This window comes from Myroides sp. DW712, assembly GCF_046557355.1.
In the GTDB taxonomy this organism is placed as follows: domain Bacteria; phylum Bacteroidota; class Bacteroidia; order Flavobacteriales; family Flavobacteriaceae; genus Flavobacterium.
The window spans coordinates 50,558-76,029 of the sequence record NZ_JBKFDO010000002.1; the positions used below are offsets into that span (position 1 = coordinate 50,558).

Annotated in this window: 18 protein-coding genes; 13 read left to right on the top strand and 5 right to left on the bottom strand. The window is 37.9% G+C overall.

The window, feature by feature from the left end; genetic code table 11:
• Positions 1-43: 43 nt before the first annotated feature.
• From ACLJX0_RS01825 to ACLJX0_RS01855, 7 genes are all read left to right on the top strand, one after another.
• Entirely contained in the window at positions 44-2,875 is a 2,832-nt protein-coding gene (locus tag ACLJX0_RS01825; RefSeq protein ID WP_410877959.1) for a carboxypeptidase-like regulatory domain-containing protein, read from the top strand.
• A gap of 22 nt (positions 2,876-2,897) precedes the next feature.
• Positions 2,898-4,985 (top strand): DUF5689 domain-containing protein, encoded by a 2,088-nt coding sequence (locus ACLJX0_RS01830; protein ID WP_410877960.1) that lies wholly within the window; start codon positions 2,898-2,900, stop codon positions 4,983-4,985.
• A 246-nt stretch (positions 4,986-5,231) separates the two neighbouring features.
• Positions 5,232-6,836: a regulatory iron-sulfur-containing complex subunit RicT gene (gene ricT, locus ACLJX0_RS01835; protein WP_410877961.1), complete on the top strand. Its 1,605-nt coding sequence runs from the start codon at positions 5,232-5,234 to the stop codon at positions 6,834-6,836.
• Positions 6,823-7,320 (top strand): gliding motility lipoprotein GldH, encoded by a 498-nt coding sequence (locus ACLJX0_RS01840; protein WP_410877962.1) that lies wholly within the window; start codon positions 6,823-6,825, stop codon positions 7,318-7,320. The genes ricT and ACLJX0_RS01840 overlap by 14 nt, the downstream gene beginning before the upstream one ends.
• 15 nt (positions 7,321-7,335) lie before the next feature.
• The gene (locus ACLJX0_RS01845) at positions 7,336-9,636 is read left to right on the top strand and encodes a penicillin-binding protein 1A (RefSeq protein ID WP_410877963.1); all 2,301 of its coding nucleotides are present in this window, start codon (positions 7,336-7,338) and stop codon (positions 9,634-9,636) included.
• A gap of 67 nt (positions 9,637-9,703) precedes the next feature.
• Positions 9,704-10,405, top strand: coding sequence for a CoA transferase subunit A (locus ACLJX0_RS01850; protein WP_410877964.1), 702 nt, complete (start codon positions 9,704-9,706; stop codon positions 10,403-10,405).
• 25 nt (positions 10,406-10,430) lie between these two features.
• Positions 10,431-11,087 (top strand): CoA transferase subunit B, encoded by a 657-nt coding sequence (locus ACLJX0_RS01855; protein WP_410877965.1) that lies wholly within the window; start codon positions 10,431-10,433, stop codon positions 11,085-11,087.
• A 31-nt stretch (positions 11,088-11,118) separates the two neighbouring features.
• On the opposite strand, the gene ACLJX0_RS01860 is transcribed toward ACLJX0_RS01855, so the two are convergent.
• Positions 11,119-11,913, bottom strand: a complete 795-nt coding sequence (locus ACLJX0_RS01860) for an NAD(P)H-binding protein (RefSeq protein ID WP_410877966.1) — start codon at positions 11,911-11,913, stop codon at positions 11,119-11,121.
• Positions 11,914-12,007: 94 nt separating this feature from the next.
• Between ACLJX0_RS01860 and ACLJX0_RS01865 the strand changes: the two genes are divergently transcribed.
• A complete protein-coding gene (locus ACLJX0_RS01865; protein ID WP_410877967.1) occupies positions 12,008-13,276 on the top strand; it encodes an ectonucleotide pyrophosphatase/phosphodiesterase in 1,269 nt (422 codons plus the stop codon).
• Between the two features lie 57 nt (positions 13,277-13,333).
• Here the strand turns inward: ACLJX0_RS01865 and ACLJX0_RS01870 are convergent, their stop codons facing one another.
• From ACLJX0_RS01870 to ACLJX0_RS01885, 4 genes are all read right to left on the bottom strand, one after another.
• Positions 13,334-14,104, bottom strand: a complete 771-nt coding sequence (locus tag ACLJX0_RS01870; protein ID WP_410877968.1) for a porin family protein — start codon at positions 14,102-14,104, stop codon at positions 13,334-13,336.
• Between the two features lie 16 nt (positions 14,105-14,120).
• Positions 14,121-15,245, bottom strand: a complete 1,125-nt coding sequence (locus tag ACLJX0_RS01875) for a PCMD domain-containing protein (RefSeq protein ID WP_410877969.1) — start codon at positions 15,243-15,245, stop codon at positions 14,121-14,123.
• A 275-nt stretch (positions 15,246-15,520) separates the two neighbouring features.
• Positions 15,521-16,330 carry a porin family protein gene (locus tag ACLJX0_RS01880; RefSeq protein WP_410877970.1) on the bottom strand — a complete coding sequence of 270 codons (810 nt, stop codon included), beginning with the start codon at positions 16,328-16,330 and terminating at the stop codon, positions 15,521-15,523.
• Positions 16,317-17,402, bottom strand: coding sequence for a PCMD domain-containing protein (locus ACLJX0_RS01885; protein WP_410877971.1), 1,086 nt, complete (start codon positions 17,400-17,402; stop codon positions 16,317-16,319). Before ACLJX0_RS01885 ends, ACLJX0_RS01880 begins: the two co-directional genes overlap by 14 nt.
• Positions 17,403-17,679: 277 nt before the next feature.
• On the opposite strand from ACLJX0_RS01885, the gene ACLJX0_RS01890 reads away from it, so the two are divergent.
• The 5 genes from ACLJX0_RS01890 to ACLJX0_RS01910 all read left to right on the top strand — a co-directional run bounded on the left by ACLJX0_RS01890 (position 17,680) and on the right by ACLJX0_RS01910 (position 25,439).
• Positions 17,680-20,001 carry a two-component regulator propeller domain-containing protein gene (locus ACLJX0_RS01890; RefSeq protein WP_410877972.1) on the top strand — a complete coding sequence of 774 codons (2,322 nt, stop codon included), beginning with the start codon at positions 17,680-17,682 and terminating at the stop codon, positions 19,999-20,001.
• Positions 20,001-20,714 (top strand): DNA repair protein RecO, encoded by a 714-nt coding sequence (gene recO, locus ACLJX0_RS01895; protein WP_410877973.1) that lies wholly within the window; start codon positions 20,001-20,003, stop codon positions 20,712-20,714. The genes ACLJX0_RS01890 and recO overlap by 1 nt, the downstream gene beginning before the upstream one ends.
• A gap of 245 nt (positions 20,715-20,959) precedes the next feature.
• Positions 20,960-24,364 carry an isoleucine--tRNA ligase gene (ileS, locus tag ACLJX0_RS01900; protein WP_410877974.1) on the top strand — a complete coding sequence of 1,135 codons (3,405 nt, stop codon included), beginning with the start codon at positions 20,960-20,962 and terminating at the stop codon, positions 24,362-24,364.
• Between the two features lie 10 nt (positions 24,365-24,374).
• Positions 24,375-24,761 (top strand): TraR/DksA family transcriptional regulator, encoded by a 387-nt coding sequence (locus ACLJX0_RS01905; protein WP_002988912.1) that lies wholly within the window; start codon positions 24,375-24,377, stop codon positions 24,759-24,761.
• An 84-nt stretch (positions 24,762-24,845) separates the two neighbouring features.
• Positions 24,846-25,439, top strand: a complete 594-nt coding sequence (locus ACLJX0_RS01910; protein WP_410877975.1) for a lipoprotein signal peptidase — start codon at positions 24,846-24,848, stop codon at positions 25,437-25,439.
• Positions 25,440-25,472: the final 33 nt, after the last annotated feature.

Genomic DNA, 25,472 nt, shown 5'->3' on the forward strand with positions numbered 1-25,472 from the left:
GGTTTTTTTCACAATTAGCGCTTTAATCATTTTTTTAAAATTTATGAGGAAACTTTTATTTGTTTTATTCTTGTCCGTTCAAACATTCACTACGTTTGCGCAAGAATATCAGGAGATTAAAGGGAAAGTCGTAGACACCAAATCTAATCAAGCTATCAATGCAGTGGTAGCTAGAGTACAAGGTTCTAATCTTTCTACTTTAACAAACAACGAGGGTGTTTTTCTTTTAAAGGATGTTAAAACAGGAGAACAAGTAGTCGTAATCTCTTACACCGGTTATACGACAAAGTATCTTCCTGTTGAAGTATCAGAAAATCAAAATGTTGATTTAGGTACCATTCTTTTAGAAGAGGATATAACTTCTCAAATGCAATTGGGGTTAATCACTTTGACAGAGAACGACTTAGGTGATGATGACTCAGGATCTGAAAGTTCAGCGGGTCTTTTACAAGCCACTAAAGATCCTTTTGAACAAGCTGCTGCTTACAATTGGGGACAAGCATTCTTTAGAACTCGTGGTCTTGACAACGAGTACGGAAGAACTTTAATCAATGGAGTGGTAATGAACAAAGTTCACGACGGTAGACCACAATGGGGGAACTGGGGTGGATTGAATGATGCAACAAGAAATCAAACGTATTACACAGGAACAACTCCTAATGATTACACGTTTGGAGGAATCTTGGGCACACAATCAATCAGCACAAGAGCGTCTCACATTAGACAAGGAACAAAAGTTGGTTTTTCTGGATCAGACACCAACTATAATTGGAGACCGTATGCTATCCATTCCTCAGGATTGGATAAAGACGGATGGGCTTATGTCGTTTCTGCGTCTTACCGCGGAGCGAATGAAGGAAGAGTAGAAGGAACAAACTATGACGCATTATCTGTATTTGCTTCGATTGAGAAGAAATTTAACGATAATCATAGCGTGAACCTTAGTGCCATTTATGCTCAGAATAAAAGAGGTAAAAATTCACCTGTTACCGATGAGCAAGTGGATCTAAAAGGATATAAATACAACTCCTATTGGGGTTGGCAAGGGGGAGATAAAAGAAATTCTCGCTATAAAGATGTGGAAGAACCAATCTTTACTTTAACGCATTATTGGAAAATTGACGATAAAAACACGTTGAATACCACAGTTGGATATCAATTTGGTCATATTGCAAATAGCCGTTTAGGGTATCAAGATAACTTAAATCCAGATCCGACCTATTACCAAAAAATGCCTAGTTCGTTTATGAATAAGCACAATAGAGATAGTTGGGCTTGGACACCAAATGCTTCTGGAGCAGCGGATGCAAGACAGTACTTTCTCAATAACGGACAAATAGATTGGGATGATATTTATGCTTTAAATCAAAATCCTGTAAAGATTGGAGATCAAGGTGCTGTTGCAAATAGAAGTAAAATTGTCTTATATGAGGATAGACAAGAAGAAAATGCCTTGTCTTTCAACTCTAATTTTAAATCCATTTTAAGTGATGTAGTAACATTGGATGCTGGAGTGAATTACCGAAGAGTAAAAACACAGTATTTCAAAAAAATGGTTGATTTATTAGGAGGAGATTATTACTTAGATATTGATACGTACCAAAAAGGTGATAATCAACACAGCGATTTAAGACATCCAAACCGTATGGTTGGAGATGGAGATACTTTCGGTTATAATTACAATACGTTTGCTGATATCGTTGATGTATTCACACAATTTAGATTTAACTACAGAAAAGTTAATTTCTATGTGGCTCAAAACATCGGGTATACGGCTTATGAAAGAGAAGGATTGTATCAAAATGCCGTGTACAGAGATCATTCTTATGGTAAAAGTGGACAAGTAAGTTTTAACAACTTTGGATTCAAAGGGGGAGCTACCATTCATATTACGAACAAGCATTTAATAACGACAAATGTGGCGTACTATAACCAAGCACCTTCCATGAAGAATACATTTGCTAATGCACGTGTAAACAATTACGTTATACCAAATATTGGAAACGAAGATGTGTTAAGTGCAGATGTAAGCTATATTTTGAGAACACCGAAAGCGAGAGTACGTGCTACGGGGTATATTACAGAAATTAAGAATGCAAATCAAATTAATTTCTATTATGCTGATGGAGCAGGTCTTGTTGATGCTGAAGGACAAATATATAATAATGGAAATGGATTTGTTTCTGAAATTTTAACAGGAGTAAACAAACGTAGTTTAGGATTGGAAATAGGGGCAGAGTATAAAATTACCACTACGTTAAAAGCAACTTCTGCTATTGCATTCGGACAATCCTTCTATACGAATAATCCAAATATTCGCTTGAGTTCAGATAATTTAGCACAAGTGTTTGATTATGGTGAAGCTTATTTGAAAAATTATAAAATTGGAAACGGACCTCAAACAGCCCTTTCATTAGGATTAGAATATAGTGATCCAAAATTCTGGTGGGTTGGAGCAAACGTGAACTATATGGCAGATGCTTACACGAATATTTCAGCATTGCGTAGAACCAATAATTTTGTTATGGATCCTGAATTCCCAGGTCAACAATTTGGGTTATTAGATAAAGAAGTAGCGCATGATCTTCTAAAACAAGAAAAATTAAATGATTTTACTTTGGTAAATATTACGGGAGGTAAATCATGGAGATTGCAAAATAGAAATATCATCGGGTTCTTCGCAAGTATAAATAACGTATTTAATAAACATTATAAAACTGGTGGATTTGAACAAGCAAGAAATGCTAACTACAAACAAGAAATCCTAAACAATAGCCAGAGTTTTAATACAGGAAGTGGATATAATACTTTTGCAAACAAGTATTGGTACGGATTTGGACGTAACTTCTTTGTAAATGTTTACTATAATTTCTAATTACACTTACATACATTCAAATATGAAAACATTTTTAAAATCTATAGTTTATTTATCATTCGCTGGTTTATTATGGACCAGTTGTGCAAAGAATGATGACTTTACAGTGCCAAGTTTGGATAATTGTAAAGAAGTGAATCTAACACCTAATAAGACCATTTTAGATGTTACAGCTGTTTCTTCTACTACTTCGTTGAAACAGTATACAGAAAATGATATTATTTCGGGAGTTGTGGTTTCTAGTGATGCTGGAGGAAACTTTTACAAAGATTTGTACATCGTTTCTGAAGACGGACAATTCTCTGCTCGTATCAAAATCAACAAAAGTGGTACAACAGGTAGTTATCCTGTAGGTCGAGTAATCTTTATCAAATTGAAAGATTTGTATACGAGAATTGACAACGACGTATTAACCATCGGAATAAAAGAAGATGGTAGTGCTTACCCAGCTGCACTTACGGATTATAAAACCTCAATTTTTAGATCTTGTAAAACCATTACAGGTGAAGAATTCGATAAGAAATTCAACAATAAAGTAACGTTAAAAGACGCAATTAGTAAAAAGTACTTAGGTAAATTAGTTACGATTTCTGATGTTCAATTTAAAGAAGAATTTACTGGTAAACTGTTCTGGGACGAGAACAATCTAGTTTCGGCTACCAATAGAGCAACCAATGTTGGGATTGAATCGAAAGTAGAAGTATCGGAGAATGTTTTTTTCCGTGTGGCTGAACAAGCACATAATTTTTCACAGCGCACAGTTCCAGCAAAAAGTGGTTCAATGACAGGGGTAATGACTAAGTATGGTAAAGATTATCAGTTTGTGCCTAGAAAATGGGAGGATCTTAGTTTACAACAACCGCGATTTAAAAGTGAAAAACCAGTTAACCCAGAAGAACCAAACGATATCGTAGTTGAACCAGGTAAATTCTTAGCTTTCCCAGGGGCTGATTTTGAAGATTGGGATAAGTTTTTAGCTTCAATCTATAAAAATGCGTTAAGTGATCCTTCGGCTCAAAAAGCAGATGGTCAAGGATGGAATAACAGTAGAGGACTAGCGGTTAAAGGAACAAGAGCTTCAAATGGATTTTTATTCTCTGTAGAGAAAGTAAAAATGCCAACAGATGCTACAAAAGTATCTTTCTTATTGAAAGGAACTGCGGATAAATCATTGTCTGTTAATGTGTATAAAGCAAATGGAACGAACTACCATGCTTACAACTTAGAGAATGTAACGACAAGTAAAGTGGTTAAACCGAATATGGAAGAAACTATTTTCGATGGAAAAGCTTCTGGAAATACAACCAATGTTTATACGGGTACAATTGATACACAAGGGAAATGGGTGAAAATTATCCTAGATTTAACAGAGTTAAACGGAAATATTCACACGGCAGGAACAGGTAGCTTTATTGGATTCAGAACTGGAAATAAAGCGGAATATGATTTAGTAATCGACGAAATCCGCTTTGAAGATGGTACACCAGTAAATGATGATGATAATGGTGGAGAAAATCCAGGTGGAGAAACAGGTGAATCTTTAGGAAATTTAGTGTTCTTTGGTTCTGATTTTAAAAACTGGAGTGATTTCGACGCTGCTTCTTATGATGATAAGATTACTCCAGATAGATCGGTTTACAGCAAAGGAAACGGAAATGGTCCTAGAGCAGGAGAAAATGCGTTAATTATTAACCATGCGAATGTTGCTAAAAATCCATATGTGTTTACTGCAAAAAACATAAGTGGAAAAGACATCGCGACAGGTAAAACAAAAATTGTATTTTGGATCAAAGGAACCGCATCAAAATCATTATCTATTAATGTCTATGGACCAGATGAAGAATCAACGCCAAATCAACATGGTGATAAATTCTCGGCTTTCAACTTAGGATCGATTAACGGTAGTGCTGATGTAACAGTAAATGGTGCAAAAAGCAATAGCTATGCAGGTTCAATTGATACAAATGGGGCTTGGACAAAGGTGATTTTGGACTTAAGTACGTTGAAAGGTGCTTATAATTCAGCCGTTGATAAACCAATCCTTTCTTTGAAAATTGGAGGTTCAGTAGCTTGGGATAACTTCTTAGTTTCAGGTTTTACATTTGAATAATAAATGGTATAATACAAATAGAAAAGCTCGGCATCGTCCGAGCTTTTTTGTTTTACCTCTTTTTTTGTTTGTCTAAAATAAAGTATATTGTATAGGAAGCTCAAATTTCAGTAATGGACTTTTCAATAGCGGGGTTAAAAAATCTTGAATCGGCCTATAAAAAAATAGTATCTTTACAACGAAAAGTGAGAAAATAATTCCTCCCTTTGTTGAGGAGGATTAATATATAAATACATAAATACATACATGGCTTGTACAAATTGTTCAACGAAGATAGATAGTAATGGCGTCCCTCGTGGGTGTCAGAGTAACGGAACATGCGGAACAGACAGCTGTAATAAATTAGCAGTTTTTGATTGGTTGTCAAATATGGTTTACCCAAATTCAGACAGCATTTTTGATATAGTGGAAGTTCGATTTAAGAACGGAAGAAAAGATTTTTATCGTTATCCAAGTGGAATGACCATTGCAATGGGAGATATCGTTGCAACGGAAACTTCACCAGGACATGATGTGGGTATTGTTTCTTTAGTTGGTGAACTCGTTAAGGTTCAGATGAAAAAGAAGAAAGCAGATCCAGACGGTGAAATCTTGAAAATCTACCGTAAGGCTACACAAAAAGATATTGATATTTGGCAGGAAGTTCGAGAAAAAGAAGAACCTGTTCGAATGCGAGCAAGAGAAATTGCCATCAATTTAAACCTAGAGATGAAAATATCAGATGTTGAATTTCAAGGAGATGGATCAAAAGCTACGTTTTACTACACTGCGAGTGAGCGTGTCGATTTTAGACAGTTAATTAAAGAATTTGCAAGGGAATTCAGTATCCGCATTGAGATGAAACAAGTGGGATTCCGACAAGAAGCCGCGCGTTTAGGTGGGGTTGGATCTTGTGGAAGAGAGTTGTGTTGCTCTACGTGGTTAACGGATTTCCGCAGCGTAAATACGGCTGCTGCCCGTTACCAACAATTGTCCCTGAATCCGCAAAAATTAGCAGGACAATGTGGAAAATTGAAGTGTTGTTTAAATTTTGAATTGGATACGTATTTAGAAGCATTGAAAGATATGCCAGATTCGGATACGAAATTAATGACAGTAAAAGGTATTGCTTTCTGTCAAAAAATTGATATTTTCAAGGCACAAATGTGGTTTGCTTATGCCAATAATTCCGCCAATTGGTACGTGTTGACTACGGAACAAGTAAAGGAGATTTTGGAGCTAAATGCACAAAATGAAAAAGGAAATGAACTTGAGAGTTACAGTGAGGAGGTTCCTTCAGATAAAGATCACTTCCAAAATGCGGTGGAACAAGATAGTGTAACGCGTTTTGATCAGCCGAAACGCAGAAGAAAAAACACAAAAGCAAAAGGAAAATCTGGGGATCGCGATGGAAATAGCTCTGGTAAAGCAACAGAGGCAAAAACAGGTGATAACCGAGAAGGTTCAACCGTAAGGGAGGATCGAAAACGCCGACCGAAGAACCGACCTACTAAAACGGCAGAAGGAAACGAAAGACCAGAAAGCAGAGAAGGAGATCGTAAAACGAGTAGCAGAACTGAGGGTAGATCTGAGCGTAAACCAACGGATCGCAAAGAAAGAGCAGGCGGTAGACCAGAGCGTCAAACGGAAGGAAAAGCAGAGGGCAGGCCAGAACGTAAACCAATAGATCGTAAGGAACGACCTGCAGGCAGACCAGAAAAGAAAACCGAAAATAGAGAATCGAAGGTAGGAGGTGAAGGCGGAGCAGATAAAACGCAAAAGCCAAGGTCAAATAAACCGAAACCGCGCAAACCTCGACCTGCGAATCCCAATACAAACCCAACAAATAAACAAGACGGTGAAAACAACTAGTTTTTATTATGTAGTGTTGATCCTCGTGTGTAGCTTGTTCATGAGCTGTAAACACGAGAATAACGTCATTTTTGATGAATTCCAACCTACACAAGGAGCGTGGGAAAAAAATGACGTTAAAACTTTTGTCTGGGAGGTTCAAGATACCGTAACGCCTCATGATTTGTTTATGAACGTTCGAGTGAATAACAACTATCCGTACAGCAATATGTTTGTAATTTGTAAAATTTACAAACCCAGTACGGCAATTGTCATTGATACGATTCAGTTTCAAATGGCAGATCCAAATGGAGCGTTGCTAGGCAATGGGTTTTCAGATGTAAAGGAAAGCAAACTGTGGTTGAAACAACACTATACGTTTGATGAAACAGGAAAATATAAAGTTACGCTAGAACAAGCGGTTAGAGCCCTAGGTGATGTAGAAGGTGTTGCTGCGCTACCGGGCGTAAGTGAAATAGGATTTAGTATCGAAAAAGCAGAATAAGTTTTTTAAAGTTGTATGAAAAACAAAAAACAAACGAATAAAAATGCCACAAATTTCAAAAAGTATATCACAGCTTTTTGGCTTGCCTTTTTAGGCTTAGGGGTGGCTATTATCTTATTTTTCCTTTGTGCTTCTTGGGGAGTTTTCGGCGCTATGCCAACCTTTGATGAGTTAGAAAACCCGTCAAGTAATGTCGCAACTGAAATTATTTCTTCTGATGGAAAGACCATTGGGAAATTTTATTTAGAAAATCGCGTTCCCGTGAAGTTTGAGGATTTACCTCCGCATTTGGTTCAGGCCTTGATCGCAACAGAAGACGAACGTTTTTATGGGCACTCGGGGATTGATGCTAGAGGAACATTACGTGCGGTGACTTCTGTAGGAAGTAGCGGTGGGGCGAGTACGATTACACAACAGTTGGCGAAATTGCTCTTCCACGGGGAGGGATCTCGCAATCTAGCAAAGCGTATTACACAAAAAGCAAAGGAATGGGTAATTGCGATTAAATTAGAACGCCAATATACCAAAGAAGAAATCCTAACGATGTATTTAAACAAAGCGGACTTTGTAAATAATGCGGTAGGAATTCGATCAGCGGCTAAAGTATATTTGGGTAAAGAACCAAAAGACTTAACCATTGATGAAGCAGCGATGTTGGTGGGTATGTTACAAAATCCAGCCTATTTCAACCCAGTAAGAAGACCTGAACTCGTGCAAAAAAGACGCAATGTCGTTTTGCACCAAATGGCAAAGAATGAGTTTATCTCTAAGGAAGAGAGTCTGCGTATGCAAGAATTACCTTTGTCTTTGCACTTTACACCAGAGAGTCATAGAGAGGGAATCGCAACCTATTTTAGAGAGTATTTACGCGATTATATGCGCCGTTGGGTCAAAGAAAACCCGAAAAAAGACGGAACAACCTATGATATTTATCGAGATGGATTAAAAATCTATGTTTCGATTGATTCACGTATGCAAAAATATGCAGAAGAAGCAGTACAAGAACACATCAGTAATTTACAAGAAGAGTTCTTTGTTCAGCAAAAAAACAATAAAAATGCTCCGTTCTTTAATATTACAGATAAAGAAACGGAGGCGATTATCAACCGTGCGATGAAAACATCGGAGCGTTGGCGTCAAATGAAGGATCAAGGAAAATCGGAAGAGGAAATCCTGAATTCATTCAAGGTAAAAACAGAAATGCGCATTTTCTCTTGGAAAGGAGAAATTGATACGGTAATGACACCACGCGATTCGATTATCTATTACAAGCATTTCTTGCAAACGGGATTGATGTCAATGGAACCGCAAACAGGTCATATCAAAGCTTGGGTTGGGGGGATCAATTACAAACATTTCCAATACGATCACGTAGGACAAGGAGCAAGACAAGTGGGGTCGGTATTCAAACCATTTGTATATGCTACAGCGATTGAACAATTACACTATTCGCCTTGTGATTCTATTATTGACTCTCCGTTTACCATGCCAAAAGGACGATACGGAATTAGTCAAGATTGGTCTCCGCAAAACTCAAATAGAAGTTATAAGGGAATTATGACGTTGAAACAAGCGTTAGCCGGATCGGTGAATACAGTTACGGCTAAGCTGATGGATAAAGTAGGACCCAAAGCAGTGGTGAATATGACCCGTGATTTAGGTGTTTCGGCTGATATCCCTCAGAGTCCAGCGATTGCTTTAGGAGCTGTTGATATTACAGTAAGCGATATGGTTGCAGCGTATAGTACGTTTGCAAACCAAGGAATTTATGTAAAACCAATATTCGTTACGCGAATTGAAGATAAAAATGGAGTGATTTTGTTTAATGCCGTTCCAGAGACCAAAGATGTCTTGAGTAAGGATGTGGCTTATACCGTGGTCAAACTATTGGAAGGCGTAACGGAAAGTGGATCAGGGGTTCGTTTAAGAACCACTTGGCAAGGACCTGGATACAAGCGCGTGACTGGACACCCGTATAAGTTTACGAATCCTATAGCGGGTAAAACTGGGACAACACAGAATAACAGTGACGGTTGGTTTATCGGTATGGTGCCAAATCTTGCCACTGGTGTTTGGGTAGGAAATGATGATCGTGCAGCTCACTTTAAAACGATGCTATATGGGCAAGGTGCAACCATGTCACTTCCAATTTGGGGTTTATTTATGAACAAATGTTACGCAGATAAAACCCTACAGGTTTCCAAAGGTGCTTTCGAAGTACCGGAAGGATTATCGATTCGCGTGGATTGTACCAAAATTGTACAAGAAGCCGATACAGATAACGAAGAACTCGATACAAATGAATTTGATTTCTAATAAAAAAAACGCCTTTTTTTAAAGGCGTTTTTTTTATACTTTAGAGCAGTTAATTAAACCAAAGATTATGATAAACAAAAAAGTAGCCAATGTTCAGGAAGCATTAGCTGATGTTCAAGATAATATGACGATAATGCTTGGTGGTTTTGGATTGTGTGGAATACCTGAAAACTCAATCGCAGAGCTTGTTCGCAAGAATACTAAAGGCTTAACGTGTATTTCGAATAATGCAGGAGTAGATGATTTTGGTCTAGGTTTGTTGTTGCAAAAACACCAAATTGACAAGATGATCTCTTCCTATGTTGGTGAAAATGCAGAGTTTGAACGTCAAATGTTGTCAGGAGAACTACAAGTTGAGTTGACTCCACAAGGAACTTTAGCAGAAAAATGTAGAGCTGCTAAGATGGGAATTCCCGCTTTCTTTACTCCAGCGGGGTATGGAACGGAAGTTGCCGAAGGTAAAGAAGTACGCGTTTTCAATGGAAAACCTCATATCTTAGAAGAAGCTTTTGATGCAGATTTTGCTATTGTAAAAGCATGGAAAGGAGATGAAGCAGGAAATTTAATTTTTAAAGGAACAGCGAGAAACTTTAATGAATGTATGGCAGGTGCGGGAAAAATCACCGTGGCTGAGGTTGAAGAATTAGTACCTATTGGAACACTAGACCCAAACGAAATTCACGTACCGGGTATTTTTGTGAAACGTATTTTCCAAGGTGAAAAATACGAGAAGAGAATCGAACAACGCACTGTTCGCGAAAAAAAGTAATCAACCAACCGTTTAAAGAGAAATTATGTTAGATAAAGTAGGTATTGCAAAGCGTATTGCAAAAGAATTACAAGATGGATTTTTTGTAAACCTAGGTATTGGTATCCCAACACTGGTGGCTAATTACGTACCTGAAGGAATGAATGTTGATTTTCAAAGTGAAAATGGCGTTTTAGGGATGGGACCTTTCCCTTTTGAAGGAGAAGAAGATGCTGACCTTATTAACGCAGGAAAACAAACCATAACAACCTTACCAGGCGCGTCTTTCTTTGATTCGTCAACGAGTTTTGGTATGATTAGAGGAAAGCATGTGGATTTAACTATTTTAGGAGCGATGGAAGTTTCGGAAGAAGGGGACATTGCCAACTGGAAAATTCCAGGTAAAATGGTCAAAGGAATGGGAGGAGCGATGGATTTAGTGGCTTCTGCAGAAAATATCATCGTGGCGATGATGCATGTGAATAAAGCAGGAGAATCTAAAATCTTGAAAAAATGCTCATTGCCATTAACGGGAGTAGGATGTGTGAAAAAAATCGTTACAGAGTTAGCGGTGTTGGAAGTGACTCCAAAGGGGATGAAATTGGTAGAACGAGCGCCAGGCGTTTCAGTCGAAGACATCATCAAGGCAACAGAAGTAGAGCTAATTATTGAAGGAGATATTCCTGAAATGATACTAGATTAAATAGAAAAGGAGGTTGAAAAACCTCCTTTTTTTATGCTTTTTGGTAATCAAGTCCTGTTTGTTTTACAATCTTAGTTCCAGCTATTTTACGAAAAGTTGTCCAGTCATTTTGCCCTAAAGGAGGAAGGGTTAATCCTAGTTCCTCTGCCTCTTGAGTGTAATAATCCAAACGGTTGCTATATTGAGGCGAAACTAAATTAAATACTTCGTTTGCGGAAAAACCTTGATCGAGTAGAGCTGCAGTAAACTGTAGGATATCGCGAAGATGAATCATGTTTACTGGCAATTCAGGGTTTTCGAGGATACCGCGATTCACAATATAACGTACAGGCTTGCGATCAGGGCCAAATAAGCCACCTAAACGCAAAATGCAGGTCGTTAGTTCGGAGGTTTGAAGTAAGACCTGTTCCGCCGCTAGAATCTGCTTGCTCGTCGGGTCATTACTATAAGCGCTACTTTCTTCCGTTACTTCGTGCTCTTGTGGTGCATAAACCGAAACTGAGCTCATCATGATTACGTTTTGAATGCCATGTTGATTGAGGTAAGGAAGCAACCGAGCAAAACTTTGCTGGTATAAATCGCTTTCTTCACCTCGTATTGGCGGAATAGTGAGGATTACTACATCGACATCGGTTAAGAAAGAATGGATTTGGTCTTCCTTTACCTCTTGTAAATTAACAAGATAAGGGGTAATCCCCGCGGCCTGCAATTCGGGTAGTTTCGCTTCACTAGTTGTAGACCCCTTGATGCTATATCCCTTATTCAGAAGGTATTGGCTCAGGTGTAAACCCAACCAACCACAACCGAGTATTCCTATCGTTTTCATTTGACTCATCTTTAAATTAAATGCTAAAAGTAAGCAATTCCTTTGTGGGAGTGAATTTATCTGTTGATATTTGAATATCTAAATTTCAATAAACATGAAAAAATTTGCCTGGTCCATATTGACTTTATTCCTTGTAGGTGGGAGTTTGACTCTACAAGCACAAGAAATAGAAAAACAAATGATTATAGAAGACCGAAAAAATACGCCTGAAAAAGAAGAAAGCCCTTATGTTATTTTAGTTTCCTTGGATGGTTTTCGCTATGACTATATTGAAAAACACCAAGCGAAGTTTTTGGCGGAATTTGCAACCTTAGGTACCCAAGCTGAATCGCTGATTCCTTCTTATCCTTCTGTAACGTTTCCCAATCATTATTCGATTGTAACGGGATTGTACCCAGGACATCACGGATTGGTTGGAAACACCATGTACGATCGAGAAACACAAGAGCGCTATTCATTGGGTAATGCAAAGGCAGTTACTGATGCAAAATGGTATGGTGGAACGCCGCTTTGGGTCTTAGCAGAGCAACAAGGCATGCTAAGTGCTTGTTACTATTGGCCTGGTTCAGAAGCTCCTATTCAAGGAAAAATGCCAACCTATTATTATAAATATTCTGAAAAATCGAGTATTGATAGTCGTTTAGAGCAAGTGAGTAATTGGTTAAAATTACCAGCAGAAAAACGCCCTCATTTTATTACGTTTTACATGCCTGAAGTGGATCATGCAGGGCATCGCTTTGGTCCAGATGCAGAAGAAACAACCAAGGCAGTCCAGTATGTGGATGATGCTATGCGCAAACTCTACGATATTGTAAAAGAATCTGGATTACCCATTAACCTCGTTGTGGTGTCTGATCACGGGATGTTAGCATTAGATCAGAAAACACTTTTACAATTGCCTTTCAAAGTTGATGAAAGCGAAATGGCTGTGGCATCTAATGGAACCTATGTTAGCTTGTTTATTAAAGATCCGAAAAAGATTTCATCTTGGTATGAGAAAATAAAAGAATCTATTGATCCGAAATTAATGGAAGTACATCTTAAAGATGAGTTACCTGAGGCCTATCACTTTGGAACGAAGGACGATCGCTATAATCGAGTAGGAGATATTGTATTAACGGCTCATGCCCCTTACTATTTTACAAATCGAGCGTTAGCAGGAAGCCATGGTTTTGATCCAGCAAAAGTAAAGGAAATGCACGCCTTATTTATGGCAGTAGGACCTAACTTTAAGGCGAACAATCGCGTAGAATCGTTTGAAAATGTACACATCTATCCGATGATCGCCCAAATCTTAAAACTATCGATAAAGGAACAAGAAATTGATGGAAATCTAGAGCTGGCTGAAACCTTTGTAAAGTAATTGAATTAGCGCCTAGATAATAAAAAACTCGATCGTTTGATCGAGTTTTTTTATGTATTAAAATTGATATCCAAAACCTAAGTTCAGGTATATGTTGTGCATGGTAAATGAAATAGCATCAAAATCTCGATTTAAGAGGCTGTTGAACCCATAGGTAGCATCAGCAAATAAAAAGAAATTGGGATTGAGTTTCCATTCTGCCCCAATTTGTGATCCCCATTGGAATCGGTTGACCTCATTTGAAAAATCATAATCCGCCTTTTTTCCATCTTGGAAGATTAATTTCTGTCCTGTTGGATTTCCTTGTCTTAAATATCCATCATAAACATACCCATCAAAAGAACGGTCAATTGCTGCAGAGAAATACAATCCTCCGTAAACATTCCATTGTTCATTGATGTTATAGGTAGCTAGAACAGGTAAGGTCAAATAAGTATTTCGGATTTCTGTTTTCACATCCCCTGTAAAGTTTCCTTTTACAAAAGAACCGTTATAGTTAATTTCCGTTACATAATCTTTCACTCGTGCATCCGTTTTCATTCCTTTTCCTTCTACGCGAATACCCAGACGAACCCCCCATTTGTGTTCATCAGACAACCATTTGGTGATATTGGCTTCCATTCCCAATTGAAGTGTTGGGTTGTAGCTTTTAACTTTGCGAATCTCACGAGGCAATCCTAGAGGAGCCCCACCACCAATACTAAATTGTGAACGCACTTGATACGTTACATTTTCATTGAAAAAATGGTTGTTTTTTAGCTCTTCTTGTTGGGCATACGTGGATAAACCTAAAGAAAATATCAATAGCGTATAGATATATTTTGTCATTGTTGTAGGATTAAAATTAGTTCTTTACAATTTCTACTTCATCGATATAAAGCGTACTACCGATAGCTCCGTTGAATAAGCTACCTTCTTCACTAGATGAAAAAACAATAGCCAGCTTATGTTTTTTTGAACTATCATAGTATTTGCCTTCTACATAGGTGAAGGGAATTTCGAAAAGCGTCCAAGTATTGGTTTCTTTTCTCATTTCTTCCGGTACGCGTGCAATAGAAACAATTTTTTCATCGATGAAATCATGGTCACCATATAAAAAGTCGTCAGGCTCCGCCTCAAATAGAATAGCATAAGCATCCCAACGATCTTCTTTTAATTTGTTTTTCGCTACGTTGTTTACTTGAAAATCTTTCCCTCTTGTATATTTGAAGAAGCCTCTAAACATAGTCGGTTCATAGTTGAAATCAAGGCCAAATTTTGTACCTTTTAAAGGTTTAGAAACTGCAATAGCAACATCAAAAGTTCCCAAAAATAAGTTTCCTGCTGCTAAAGGACTTTGCATAATAGGTCCCAAAGGTTCTGTAGATAGAGTCGTTAGCTTTACTCCATGTCCTACGAAACCATTTTCAACCACAGAAGTAGGGAAATCACTTGGTTTTTTAGCATTATCAGGATCACCATCTGTCATGGCAAAACCTCTATTTCCACTCGCCCAGATGAATTCTTCGGACTCAATACTATCTGTCACTTTGATGTCGTAAAGCACATGGTAGAAATCATTTCCATAGTAACCACCAACTTCTTCTTTAAAGAGCTCAAAGTTGTAAATGGTAGAAATTTCTGCATTGGTAAAAGCAACGGTATAGGTTTTACTCCATCTTTTACTTTCTGAAGTAACGGTATAGGTCAATGGTCCTTGACTAAAATCGCGTACACTTCCATTGGCTGGTGTGATAGTCGCTCCTGGCGTAAGGGTAAATTCTGGTGCCACCTGTGTTAAATCTAGTGATTTTGATACCCTAAAGGTTACCTTATCATTGGAAATCATGGGAGCAGTTAATAAAAACTCGCGATTGATTTGAGCTGTCTCAATATCGGCTTCTGAATTTAAGGCTTCATCTTTAGTACAAGATGAAAAAAATAACCCTAGGAATAGAGCTATTAGAAAATAGTAGGTATTTCTCATCATTGAAATTAGTGTTTATTTTAGTTTTAATTACGTAATGTTAGTATTCAGATAACAGTGAGGATACAAATTTACGCTATAATGTTTAGAATTAGCGTTTTTTGCATTTTAGGTGCATATATTATGATTTTCAATGCTTAAAATGAATAAAAATATTGAATTATTTCGTTAGTATTAAGATAAAATACTATTTTTTTGACGAAAAGATTCGGTATTGATGAAAAACACCCCCTAGTTCATCAACTAGAGGCTCTAAAGTATAAATGATATGATTTTCTTTAAAACTGATACCCAAATCCGAGATTCAGATAAATGCTGTACATGCTAAAGGTAATGGCTTCAAAGTCTTTTTTGAATAAGCCAGTAAGTCCCCAATTTAAATCGGAAAACAAGCGAAATTGACTATTGACTTTGTATTCAAACCCAACTTCTGCTCCCCATTGAAATCGGTTCAGGTCAGAGGAGAAGTCATATTCTCCTTTGGCGTCTTCTTCAAATTCAATAGGCGTTCCTATGGGATTGCCTTCGCGTAAAACTCCTTTATATACATACCCTGTAAAATCACCGTCAATCAGTCCAGATAAATAAACCCCTCCATAGACATTCCATTTGGAGTTGACATTATAGATTGCTAGTACAGGAAAAGTAATATAGGAATTTTTCATTTTTGTTTTGACGTTGCCTGTAAAATATCCTTTGGTTTGTTTGCCTTCCTCGCTGTCAATTTGGGTGTAGTAATTTTTTACACGAGCGTCTGTTTTCATGCCGCGTCCTTCAAATCGCAATCCTGTTCGAATTCCCCAGGTTTGATCATTCGATAACCATTTGGTGGCATTGACTTCTAATCCCAACTGTAGGGTAGGATTGTAGCTGTTGATTTCTCGAATTTGCGCCGGAATTCCCAAGGGTGTACTCCCTCCAATACTGAATTGTGCACGCGCTTGATAAGCTATGTTTTTTGTAAAGAATACGCTGAAAATAGTGGTATTTTCGTCTATTTCTAACGCTTGAGCCCTGCTCTTGCAAGGTAGAATCAAGAAGCAAACCAATAGGAGGTAGTATGGGGTAGGGATATTATTCTTTTTCATAAACTAATTCGATTTCGTCAACTATTAGGGTACTGCCAATGGCTCCTGTAAAGGCGGCTCCGTCAATACTAGAGGTCATGACAATGGCAATCATATAGTCCTTGTTTGGGTCATAGCTTTTACCTGGAACCACGTGAAAGGGGATGGTGAAGGAACTCCAAGTGGTCGTTTCTTTGCGATCCTGTTCACTAATGCGTGCAATAGCCACATTGCGAGGATCGACAAAATTGTGATCTCCAGTGAGGTAATTGTCTTTTTTCTGTAGCTCAAAAATAATGGCATAGATATCAAAGGAGTCTTTTGCTCCAGGTACCTCTTTGTACTCTTCATCCGTAACCACAGGCCCTGCAGTGTATTTATAGACTCCTCGTAAGGTTTGAGGGAGTGCTCCTGTATAGGGTAGCCCAAAACGAGTGGACTTTAGGGTGTTGAACGGATTAAGTTTGAATTGCCCCAGAAATAAATTTCCTGCAGCAATTGGGTTTCCAGTAGCCGCGGCAAAACTTGAAGTGTACACCGTTTGCATTTTAACTGCTAATCCTCCTCGGCGTCCTGGTGTGACCGTTGTCGGATAAGCCTCAGCAGGAGTAGAGCCAGCAATCGTTGCATATCCTTGATTTCCACTGTCCCAATCGTATATCTTCTCCCCGTTAGAGCCAATCTCATAAAAGCGGTAGTAGCGGTCTCGATCTGTTAGCTCGGCATTGTTGAAATCGTAATAGGTGCTTAACTCATCACTGGTAAAACTAACGAGGTATTTCTTCTGCCATCGCTCGTCCTGGGCGGTAACAACTACTTCTTGTGCGGTTGAAAAATTGCGCGTAACCCCATTGGGTGGATCCATTGTGGCATTGGGCGAGATAATGAAAAAAGGCGATTGATGTGCTACATCTACATTGGATTTAACCCTAAACTCAACCGAAGTATTCGTGATAATGGGATCCATCTTGAGGTATTCAGTGGGAATATACGCTTCAAGGATATCTGCATTGGTATCTAATTCTTCCTCTTTGATACAGCTACTGCATAGTAGACTAAGTCCTAGTAAATAAAGGGAAACGCTGTGTTTCATGGGGTTGTTTTATTAATTCATAACCTAAACGCAACTTTCTTGCCAAATTGATTGATGTTTTGTTATTATTTTTACTAACACGAAAGATACTTCATTTTCCCGTAGTAAAACTGTTTGTTTTTTACTTTTTTAAGACGTTATTTCTATCATTTAACTAGAAGGAATGGAATGAGGTTTTATTCTCTACCATTCTTCAGTAAAAGAACAAACCAAAAGAAAAAGAAGCCCCATTTATTGCTGTGATAATAGTATATTTGTTTGATTGTAAATCGTCTGTATGAAAACCAAGACTTTCGTTTATTTATTTTTTATATGGGGTACGAGCCTTTGGGCTCAGGAGAATCACAAGTGGAATAGCTATTTCTCTTATACTGAAGTTGTGGCATTAGCCCAAGGACGAGATGTGGTGTTTGGAGCAACTCCTTCTGCCTTGTTGCGCTATGCTGTCAATCAGCATCGTATCGAAGTGTATAATTCAATTAGCGGATTGAAAACCAATGGAATTACAGCGATGCATTTTAGCGAAATACACCAAAAATTATTGATTGGAAATGAAGATGGAAGTTTATTGGTTTTTGATGTAAAGAATGATCGCATACGCACCCTCTCCGATATTAAGAATAAACCTGCTTTACAGGCTTTTGAACGCAGAATAAATGCATTCTTAGAAGTAAAAGGACAAGTGTATATCGCTACAAATTACGGAATTAGTGCGTTCAATTTGAATGACAATAGTTTTGGCGATAGTTATTATATCGGTGAAAACGGCAAGAATAGTCCAGTGAGGGATCTCGTGGCTACTAGTCAAGATTTATTGGCTATAACAGCAGAGGGAGTCAAGCAAATTGCCTTGCAAAATCCAAATAAAGTAGATTTCAGGCAATGGAAGATGGTGGAAATGGGAGACAATTGGGAACATGGGTATGCGCAAGGGGATCAAGTGTTTTTAAGTGCAAAAGAAGATACAAAACTATATCAGTTCACTCAGTCTAATCCAGCAGAGCCATTGGTTGATGTTGGACAACCCATCGTACAGTTTAGAGCGAATGAACAAGGGCAATTGATAATTATTACACCAAGCAGGGCCTTGACTTTACAAGGCGGAAATCAATTGGTCGAAATCATTCAACACGGAAATCTGGTTGATGCGGTGGAAGTGAATGGGGTTTATTACTTTGGTAGTAGTTCTGCAGGGCTTTTTCAACAAACCAAAACAGGAGCAAAAGAATCACTATCTCCGGAAGGTCCAGAGTCTAACCGCGTGTTTTCAATTTTGGCTACGCACGAAGGTACTTGGTTTATCAGCGGTGGATATGATAAAAATACGTACAATCCTTATGTACCAACATTGGCTACTAAAGGGTTGAGTTATTTCAATAAGAAAAAAGGATGGGAATTTTTGTCTTTTGGAGCTTTGAAAGAGGCTCGAGCACTCACCTATGCAACGCTAAACCCTAGGAACAATAGAGAACTCTACGTAGGATCATATCATTCGGGCTTGTTAAAAATTAAGTGGAAGAATAGCATGCAAGATAGTGAAGTAACCTTATTTAACCATGAGAATACAGGAACAACAGGTTTAGAAAATATGGAAATTGACCCTAGCGACCCCACTTTTCCTCCAGGGTATGCAACCGTTCGAATTAATGGGGTCGTGTTCGATAAGCACGGGAAAATCTGGATGACGAATAATTTTGTTTTTAATGCCTTGAAAGTCATGGATGCCAATCAAAAATGGCAATCGTATGCCTCAACCTATGGAATGTTTGACTATAAAAGAGGTAATTATGGGCGTTTGGTTGTGGACAAAAACGATACCAAGTGGATTCCTTCTTTAGAGGATGGATTAGTGGCTTTTAATGAAACAAAAAACAACCGTAACGCTCGGTTCAATACGGATTTAGGTAATTTACCTTCGGATAATGTCAGTGCGCTAGCTTTGGATAAAAATAATCAGTTGTGGATTGGAACCAATAAGGGGTTACGTGTGATTCCCAATGTCAATCAATTCTTGCAAACAACGAGCATACAGCCAACCAATATTGTGATTGAAGAAAATGGTCTTGCAGAAGAATTATTCTACCAACAATATATTACGAAAATTGAAGTCGATGGCGCTAATCGAAAATGGGTAGCTATTGCAGATGCTGGAGTTTTTTTGGTAGGAGCCTCACATAAGCAGATTATCTATCATTTTACTAAAGATAATTCGCCTTTACCAAGTAATACCATCAATGATATTGCAACAGATCCGCTATCTGGAGAAGTGTTTTTTGCAACGGATTTAGGAGTGGTTTCCTTTATGGCAGATACGTCGGAAGGGCAAGATACAAACAGCTCCTTTTACGCTTATCCCAATCCCGTTCGACCAGAGTATTTAGGTGAAGTGCGTATTGTTGGACTGATGGATCGTTCGGTTGTCAAGATTACGGATATTGAAGGAAACTTAGTTTTTGAAACCACGTCTAATGGAGGAACTGTTGTTTGGGATACCCATGCCCTCAATGGGAAGCGAGTAGCTTCGGGAGTGTATTTGATGATGGTATCTTCCGCAGATCAGGGTAACACCAAGGTGAAAAAATTAATGATTATTCGTTAATGGTTATACAAACAAAAGCCATTGTTTTACAGGCAATAAAATATCAGGACAAAAGTCTAATTGTCAAGTGTTTGACTAAAGGAGTTGGCGTGCAAACATTCTTTGTTCGCAATGCCTTTGCTAAGGGAAAAAATGCGCAGAAAATCGCCTATTTTCAACCTTTGATGCTTTTGGATATCACCTTTGATTTTAAAAATAAAGGTGGCATGGAATATTTTAAAGAGATTAAGGTTGACCAAGTGTATCACAGTATTTACTATGATTTTTCTAAAAATAGCATTGCTCTTTTTGTCAGTGAAATACTCAGCATGGTTGTGCGTGAACAGGAACAGGACGAACCGTTTTATGCCTTTGTTGAAGCTGCCCTTTTGTGGTTAGATACCCATGAAGAAACCGCTAATTTTCATCTTTTACTCTTAGTTGAATTGACCAAATACCTGGGTTTTTATCCCGATGATTCTTCCATGGACGGCTATTATTTCGATTGGTATGAGGGGATATTTACGTCTATTCACGTAGCTAATTGCTTTGATGCAGAAGAAACTTTTTTGTTTAAACGCTTATTAAAATTAGGGTTTGAAGATAATCAACAGATTTTCTCTTCCCGTGATCGAAATACACTCCTAGTGCTTTTATTAAAGTATTATGAAGTACATTTTACGGGATTTAAAAAACCAAAGTCATTGGAAATCTTGAAAGAAGTATTTCGATAGGGAAATGGGATGTACGTGATGCGTGATGAGAAATTTGTTAGGAGCGAACTGACTGATAATTGGTCAACCATATTTAGGGACGTACAACGTTCACGCATCACGGATTACACATCCCGAATACCCACATACCACGAAAAACCTTTTTTACATATTTTTCGCGCTTTTTAATGCTAATAATTTGGTATGTAATTAAATGAAAATGCGTAAATTCGCGAAATTGATTAAAAAATAGTATAATAATAACGATGAGCACTAAATTTAGAGAATATAAGAATCTTGATATGTCAGGGGTAGCATCCGAGATGCTAGAGTTTTGGAAGGAACAATCCATATTCGAAAAAAGTATTAGTACGAGAGAGGATAATAAGCCTTTTGTATTTTTTGAGGGTCCCCCTTCAGCGAATGGTAAACCTGGGATTCACCACGTCATGGCTCGTACGATTAAAGATATTTTTTGTCGATATAAAACACAAAAAGGATTCCAAGTAAAGCGTAAAGCAGGTTGGGATACGCATGGATTGCCTGTTGAATTAGGGACAGAGAAAGAATTAGGGATTACGAAAGAAGATATCGGGGTAAAAATTACCATCGAAGAATATAATCAAGCGTGTAAGCGCACAGTCATGCGTTATACAGACTTGTGGAATGAATTGACGCAACAAATGGGATATTGGGTGGATATGAATGACCCCTATGTGACCTATAAGCCGAAATACATGGAATCGGTGTGGTGGTTGTTAAAACAGATTTACGATAAAAATTTATTGTATAAGGGATATACCATCCAACCCTATTCACCAAAAGCAGGTACGGGTTTATCTTCCCATGAAATTAACCAACCAGGTGCCTATAAGGATGTAACCGATACAACTATTGTGGCTCAGTTTAAAGCAATTGAGACTAGCTTGCCTAGTTTCTTGCAAGGATTAGGAACAATCCATTTCTTGGCTTGGACGACGACGCCTTGGACGTTGCCTTCCAATACTGCTTTGACTGTGGGACCAAAGATTGACTATGCTTTAGTGAAATCATTCAACCAATATACGGGAGAAACCATTCAGGTGGTGTTAGCAAAAGCATTGATAGGCAAACAATTTGCAGGAAAGTACGCTGCTGTAGAAACGGAAGAAGAACTACAAGCCTACCAAGAGGGAGATAAGAAAATACCTTACTTGGTGATCAAAGATTTCAAAGGAGCGGATTTGGTAGGAATTAAATACGAGCAATTGTTGCCGTACACTTTGCCGTACCAGAATCCAGAAAACGCCTTTAGAGTAATTGCTGGAGATTTTGTTACCACAGAAGACGGTACAGGTATTGTGCATACAGCGCCTACATTTGGAGCAGATGATGCTAAAGTTGCCAAAGAAGCAACCCCAGAAGTACCAGCGATGTTAATTTTGGATGCAGAAGGGAATCCCGTACCTTTAGTGGACTTACAAGGTCGCTTTGTCAAAGAAATGGGCGAAGAGCTTGGTGGAAAATATGTGAAGAATGAGTACTACGACGATGGAACTGCACCTGAGCGTTCAGTTGATGTTGAAATTGCCATTAAGTTAAAAGAAGAAAATAAAGCATTCAAAGTAGAAAAATACGTGCACAGTTATCCACATTGTTGGAGAACCAATAAACCGGTATTGTACTATCCGTTGGATTCTTGGTTTATCAAGATTACGGAAGTGAAAGATCGCATGTTTGAATTGAATGAAACGATAAATTGGAAACCAAAAGCAACGGGTGAAGGACGTTTTGGAAATTGGTTGAAAAATGCCAACGACTGGAATTTATCGCGTTCTCGTTATTGGGGAATTCCTTTGCCAATCTGGAGAACAGAGGATAAAACGGAAGAGTTAATCATCGGTTCGGTAGAACAAATGATGGCAGAAATTGAAAAATCGAAGCAAGCAGGTTTCCAAAAAGACAATCCGTATGAAGGATTCATAGTGGGAGATATGTCAGAAGAAAACTACGATAAAATCGACTTACACAAAAATGTAGTGGATGCAATTGTTTTAGTTTCTCCTAGTGGAAAACCCATGTATCGCGAGTCAGATTTAATTGATGTGTGGTTTGATTCTGGAGCAATGCCGTATGCACAATGGCATTATCCATTTGAAAACAAGGAATTAGTGGATCAGAATGGAGCATATCCAGCTGATTTTATTGCAGAAGGAGTAGACCAAACGCGTGGATGGTTCTATACCTTACACGCAATTGCCACGTTAGTATTTGATACCAAAGCGTATAAAAATGTCGTGTCTAATGGATTAGTGCTTGACAAGAATGGACTGAAAATGTCGAAGAGTTTAGGCAATACGATTGATCCATTTGAAACATTGGCAGAACATGGTCCTGATGCAACGCGTTGGTATATGATTTCCAATGCAAATCCATGGGATAACTTGAAGTTTGATTTAGAAGGGATTACAGAAGTAAGAAGAAAATTCTTTGGTACCTTGTATAATACGTATAATTTCTTTGCGTTGTATGCTAATATTGATGGCTTTAAATATGCAGAAGCAGATGTGCCTGTACAAGATAGACCTGAAATTGACCGTTGGATTTTATCAGAATTGAATACTTTGGTACAAAAAGTGGATGAGTTTTATGCAGAATATGAACCAACGCGTGCAGCTAGAGCGATTACCGAGTTTGTAACAGAAAACTTAAGTAATTGGTATGTGCGTTTATGTCGTAGAAGATTCTGGAAAGGCGAGTATGCACAAGATAAAATCGCTGCCTATCAAACGTTGTACACTTGTTTGATTACTGTAGCGAAGTTAGGAGCTCCAATTGCACCATTTTTTATGGATAAACTTTACAGAGACTTAACAGCAATCACGACCTCAGAAAACTTTGAATCAGTACATTTGGCTGATTTTCCAAAATTCGATGCTGCATTCGTAGATGCTGGATTGGAAAGTAGAATGCACAAAGCGCAAATTATTTCTTCTTTGGTGCTATCACTGCGCAAAAAAGAAATGATTAAAGTGCGCCAACCGCTTCAACGTATTATGATCCCAATTTTGGATGAAAATCAACGTTTAGAGATCCAAGCGGTGGAAGATTTGATTAAAGCAGAGGTAAATGTCAAGGAAATTGAGCTTTTGGATGACGCGTCAGGCATCTTAGTGAAGCAAATTAAACCTAATTTTAAAACATTAGGTCCTCGCTTTGGAAAAGATATGGGCTTGATTGCTAAGGAAATACAAAATTTCAACCAGGAGAGTATTGCTGAAATTGAGAAAAACGGCGAAATACTTTTAAAATTAATAGAAAAAAGTATTATATTAACACTTTCGGACGTAGAGATTACTTCTCAAGATATTGAAGGATGGTTAGTAGCTAACGAAGGAGGAATTACCGTTGCGCTGGATATTACCATCACAGAGCAGTTGCGCAAAGAGGGAATTGCCAGAGAATTAGTAAATCGCATTCAAAATATCCGCAAAGACTCGGGGTTCGAAGTAACAGACAAAGTAAAAGTTACATTGCAAGATGTAGTAGAAATAAGAGAAGCTGTTTTGGCTAATGAAGATTATATTAAATCTGAAACATTAACTCATACATTAGAATTTGTAGAAACGCTAGAAAACGGAGTAGATGTAGAGTTTGATGAGCTGAAAACGCGAGTATTAATTTTAAAATAAAATTAAAATTATGAAAGAGACTGGCGAATTAGTACGTTATTCTGACGCAGAGTTGGCAGAATTCAAAGAGTTGATTCAAGCTAAAATTGAAAAAGCACAAGCTGATTTGGAATTAATCAAAAGTGCGTATATGAATGATTTAAACAATGGAACGGATGATACCTCTCCAACGTTTAAAGCCTTTGAGGAAGGCAGTGAAACCATGTCGAAAGAAGCGAATTCTCAATTGGCTATCCGCCAAGAGAAATTTATTCGCGACTTAAAAAATGCTTTAATCCGTATCGAAAATAAGACCTATGGCTTATGTAAAGTAACGGGAAAATTAATCGACAAAGAACGATTGAAATTAGTTCCGCATGCTACAATGAGCATCGAAGCAAAAAATATGCAACGTTAAATCAAAACGAAGCGCTCTTTTTCATAAAAGAGCGCTTTTTTTATCAGGCAAAATCGTTTACATTTGCTTCTAAAACCGAAGAGAATGTCACTAAAAAAGGCCTATTTATTAGCTGCTATCATTTTAATTATCGACCAATGGTCAAAAATTTACATCAAAACAAATTTTTTATTAGATGAAGAGATTTTTGTTTTTGACTGGTTTAGAATTCACTTTATTGAAAATGAAGGAATGGCTTGGGGCGTTTCACTTCCTGGTGATTATGGTAAGCTTGCATTGACCTTGTTTCGAATCATTGCTGTATTTGGTATTGGCTGGTGGTTGCAGGATTCGGTAAAGAAAAAGCTATCAAATTACTTGATTGTAGCCATCTCGTTGATTTTAGCTGGTGCAGTAGGTAATATTATTGATTCGATTTTTTATGGGGTAATCTTTGACGATAGCACCCATCAATTAGCCACTCTTTTCGCAGATAAACCCTATGGTACATTTTTCCACGGAAAAGTAGTTGATATGCTGTATTTCCCGATTTGGAGAGGAACGTTACCTGAATGGTTGCCAATCTGGGGAGGTAAATACTTCACGTTTTTTAATGCAATCTTCAATTTTGCTGATACCGCAATTTCTGTTGGGGTAGGAATTTTAATTGTATGGAATAAACGCATTTTTAAAAATTAGTTCATCGTGATGCGTAATGCGTGATGAGTAGAA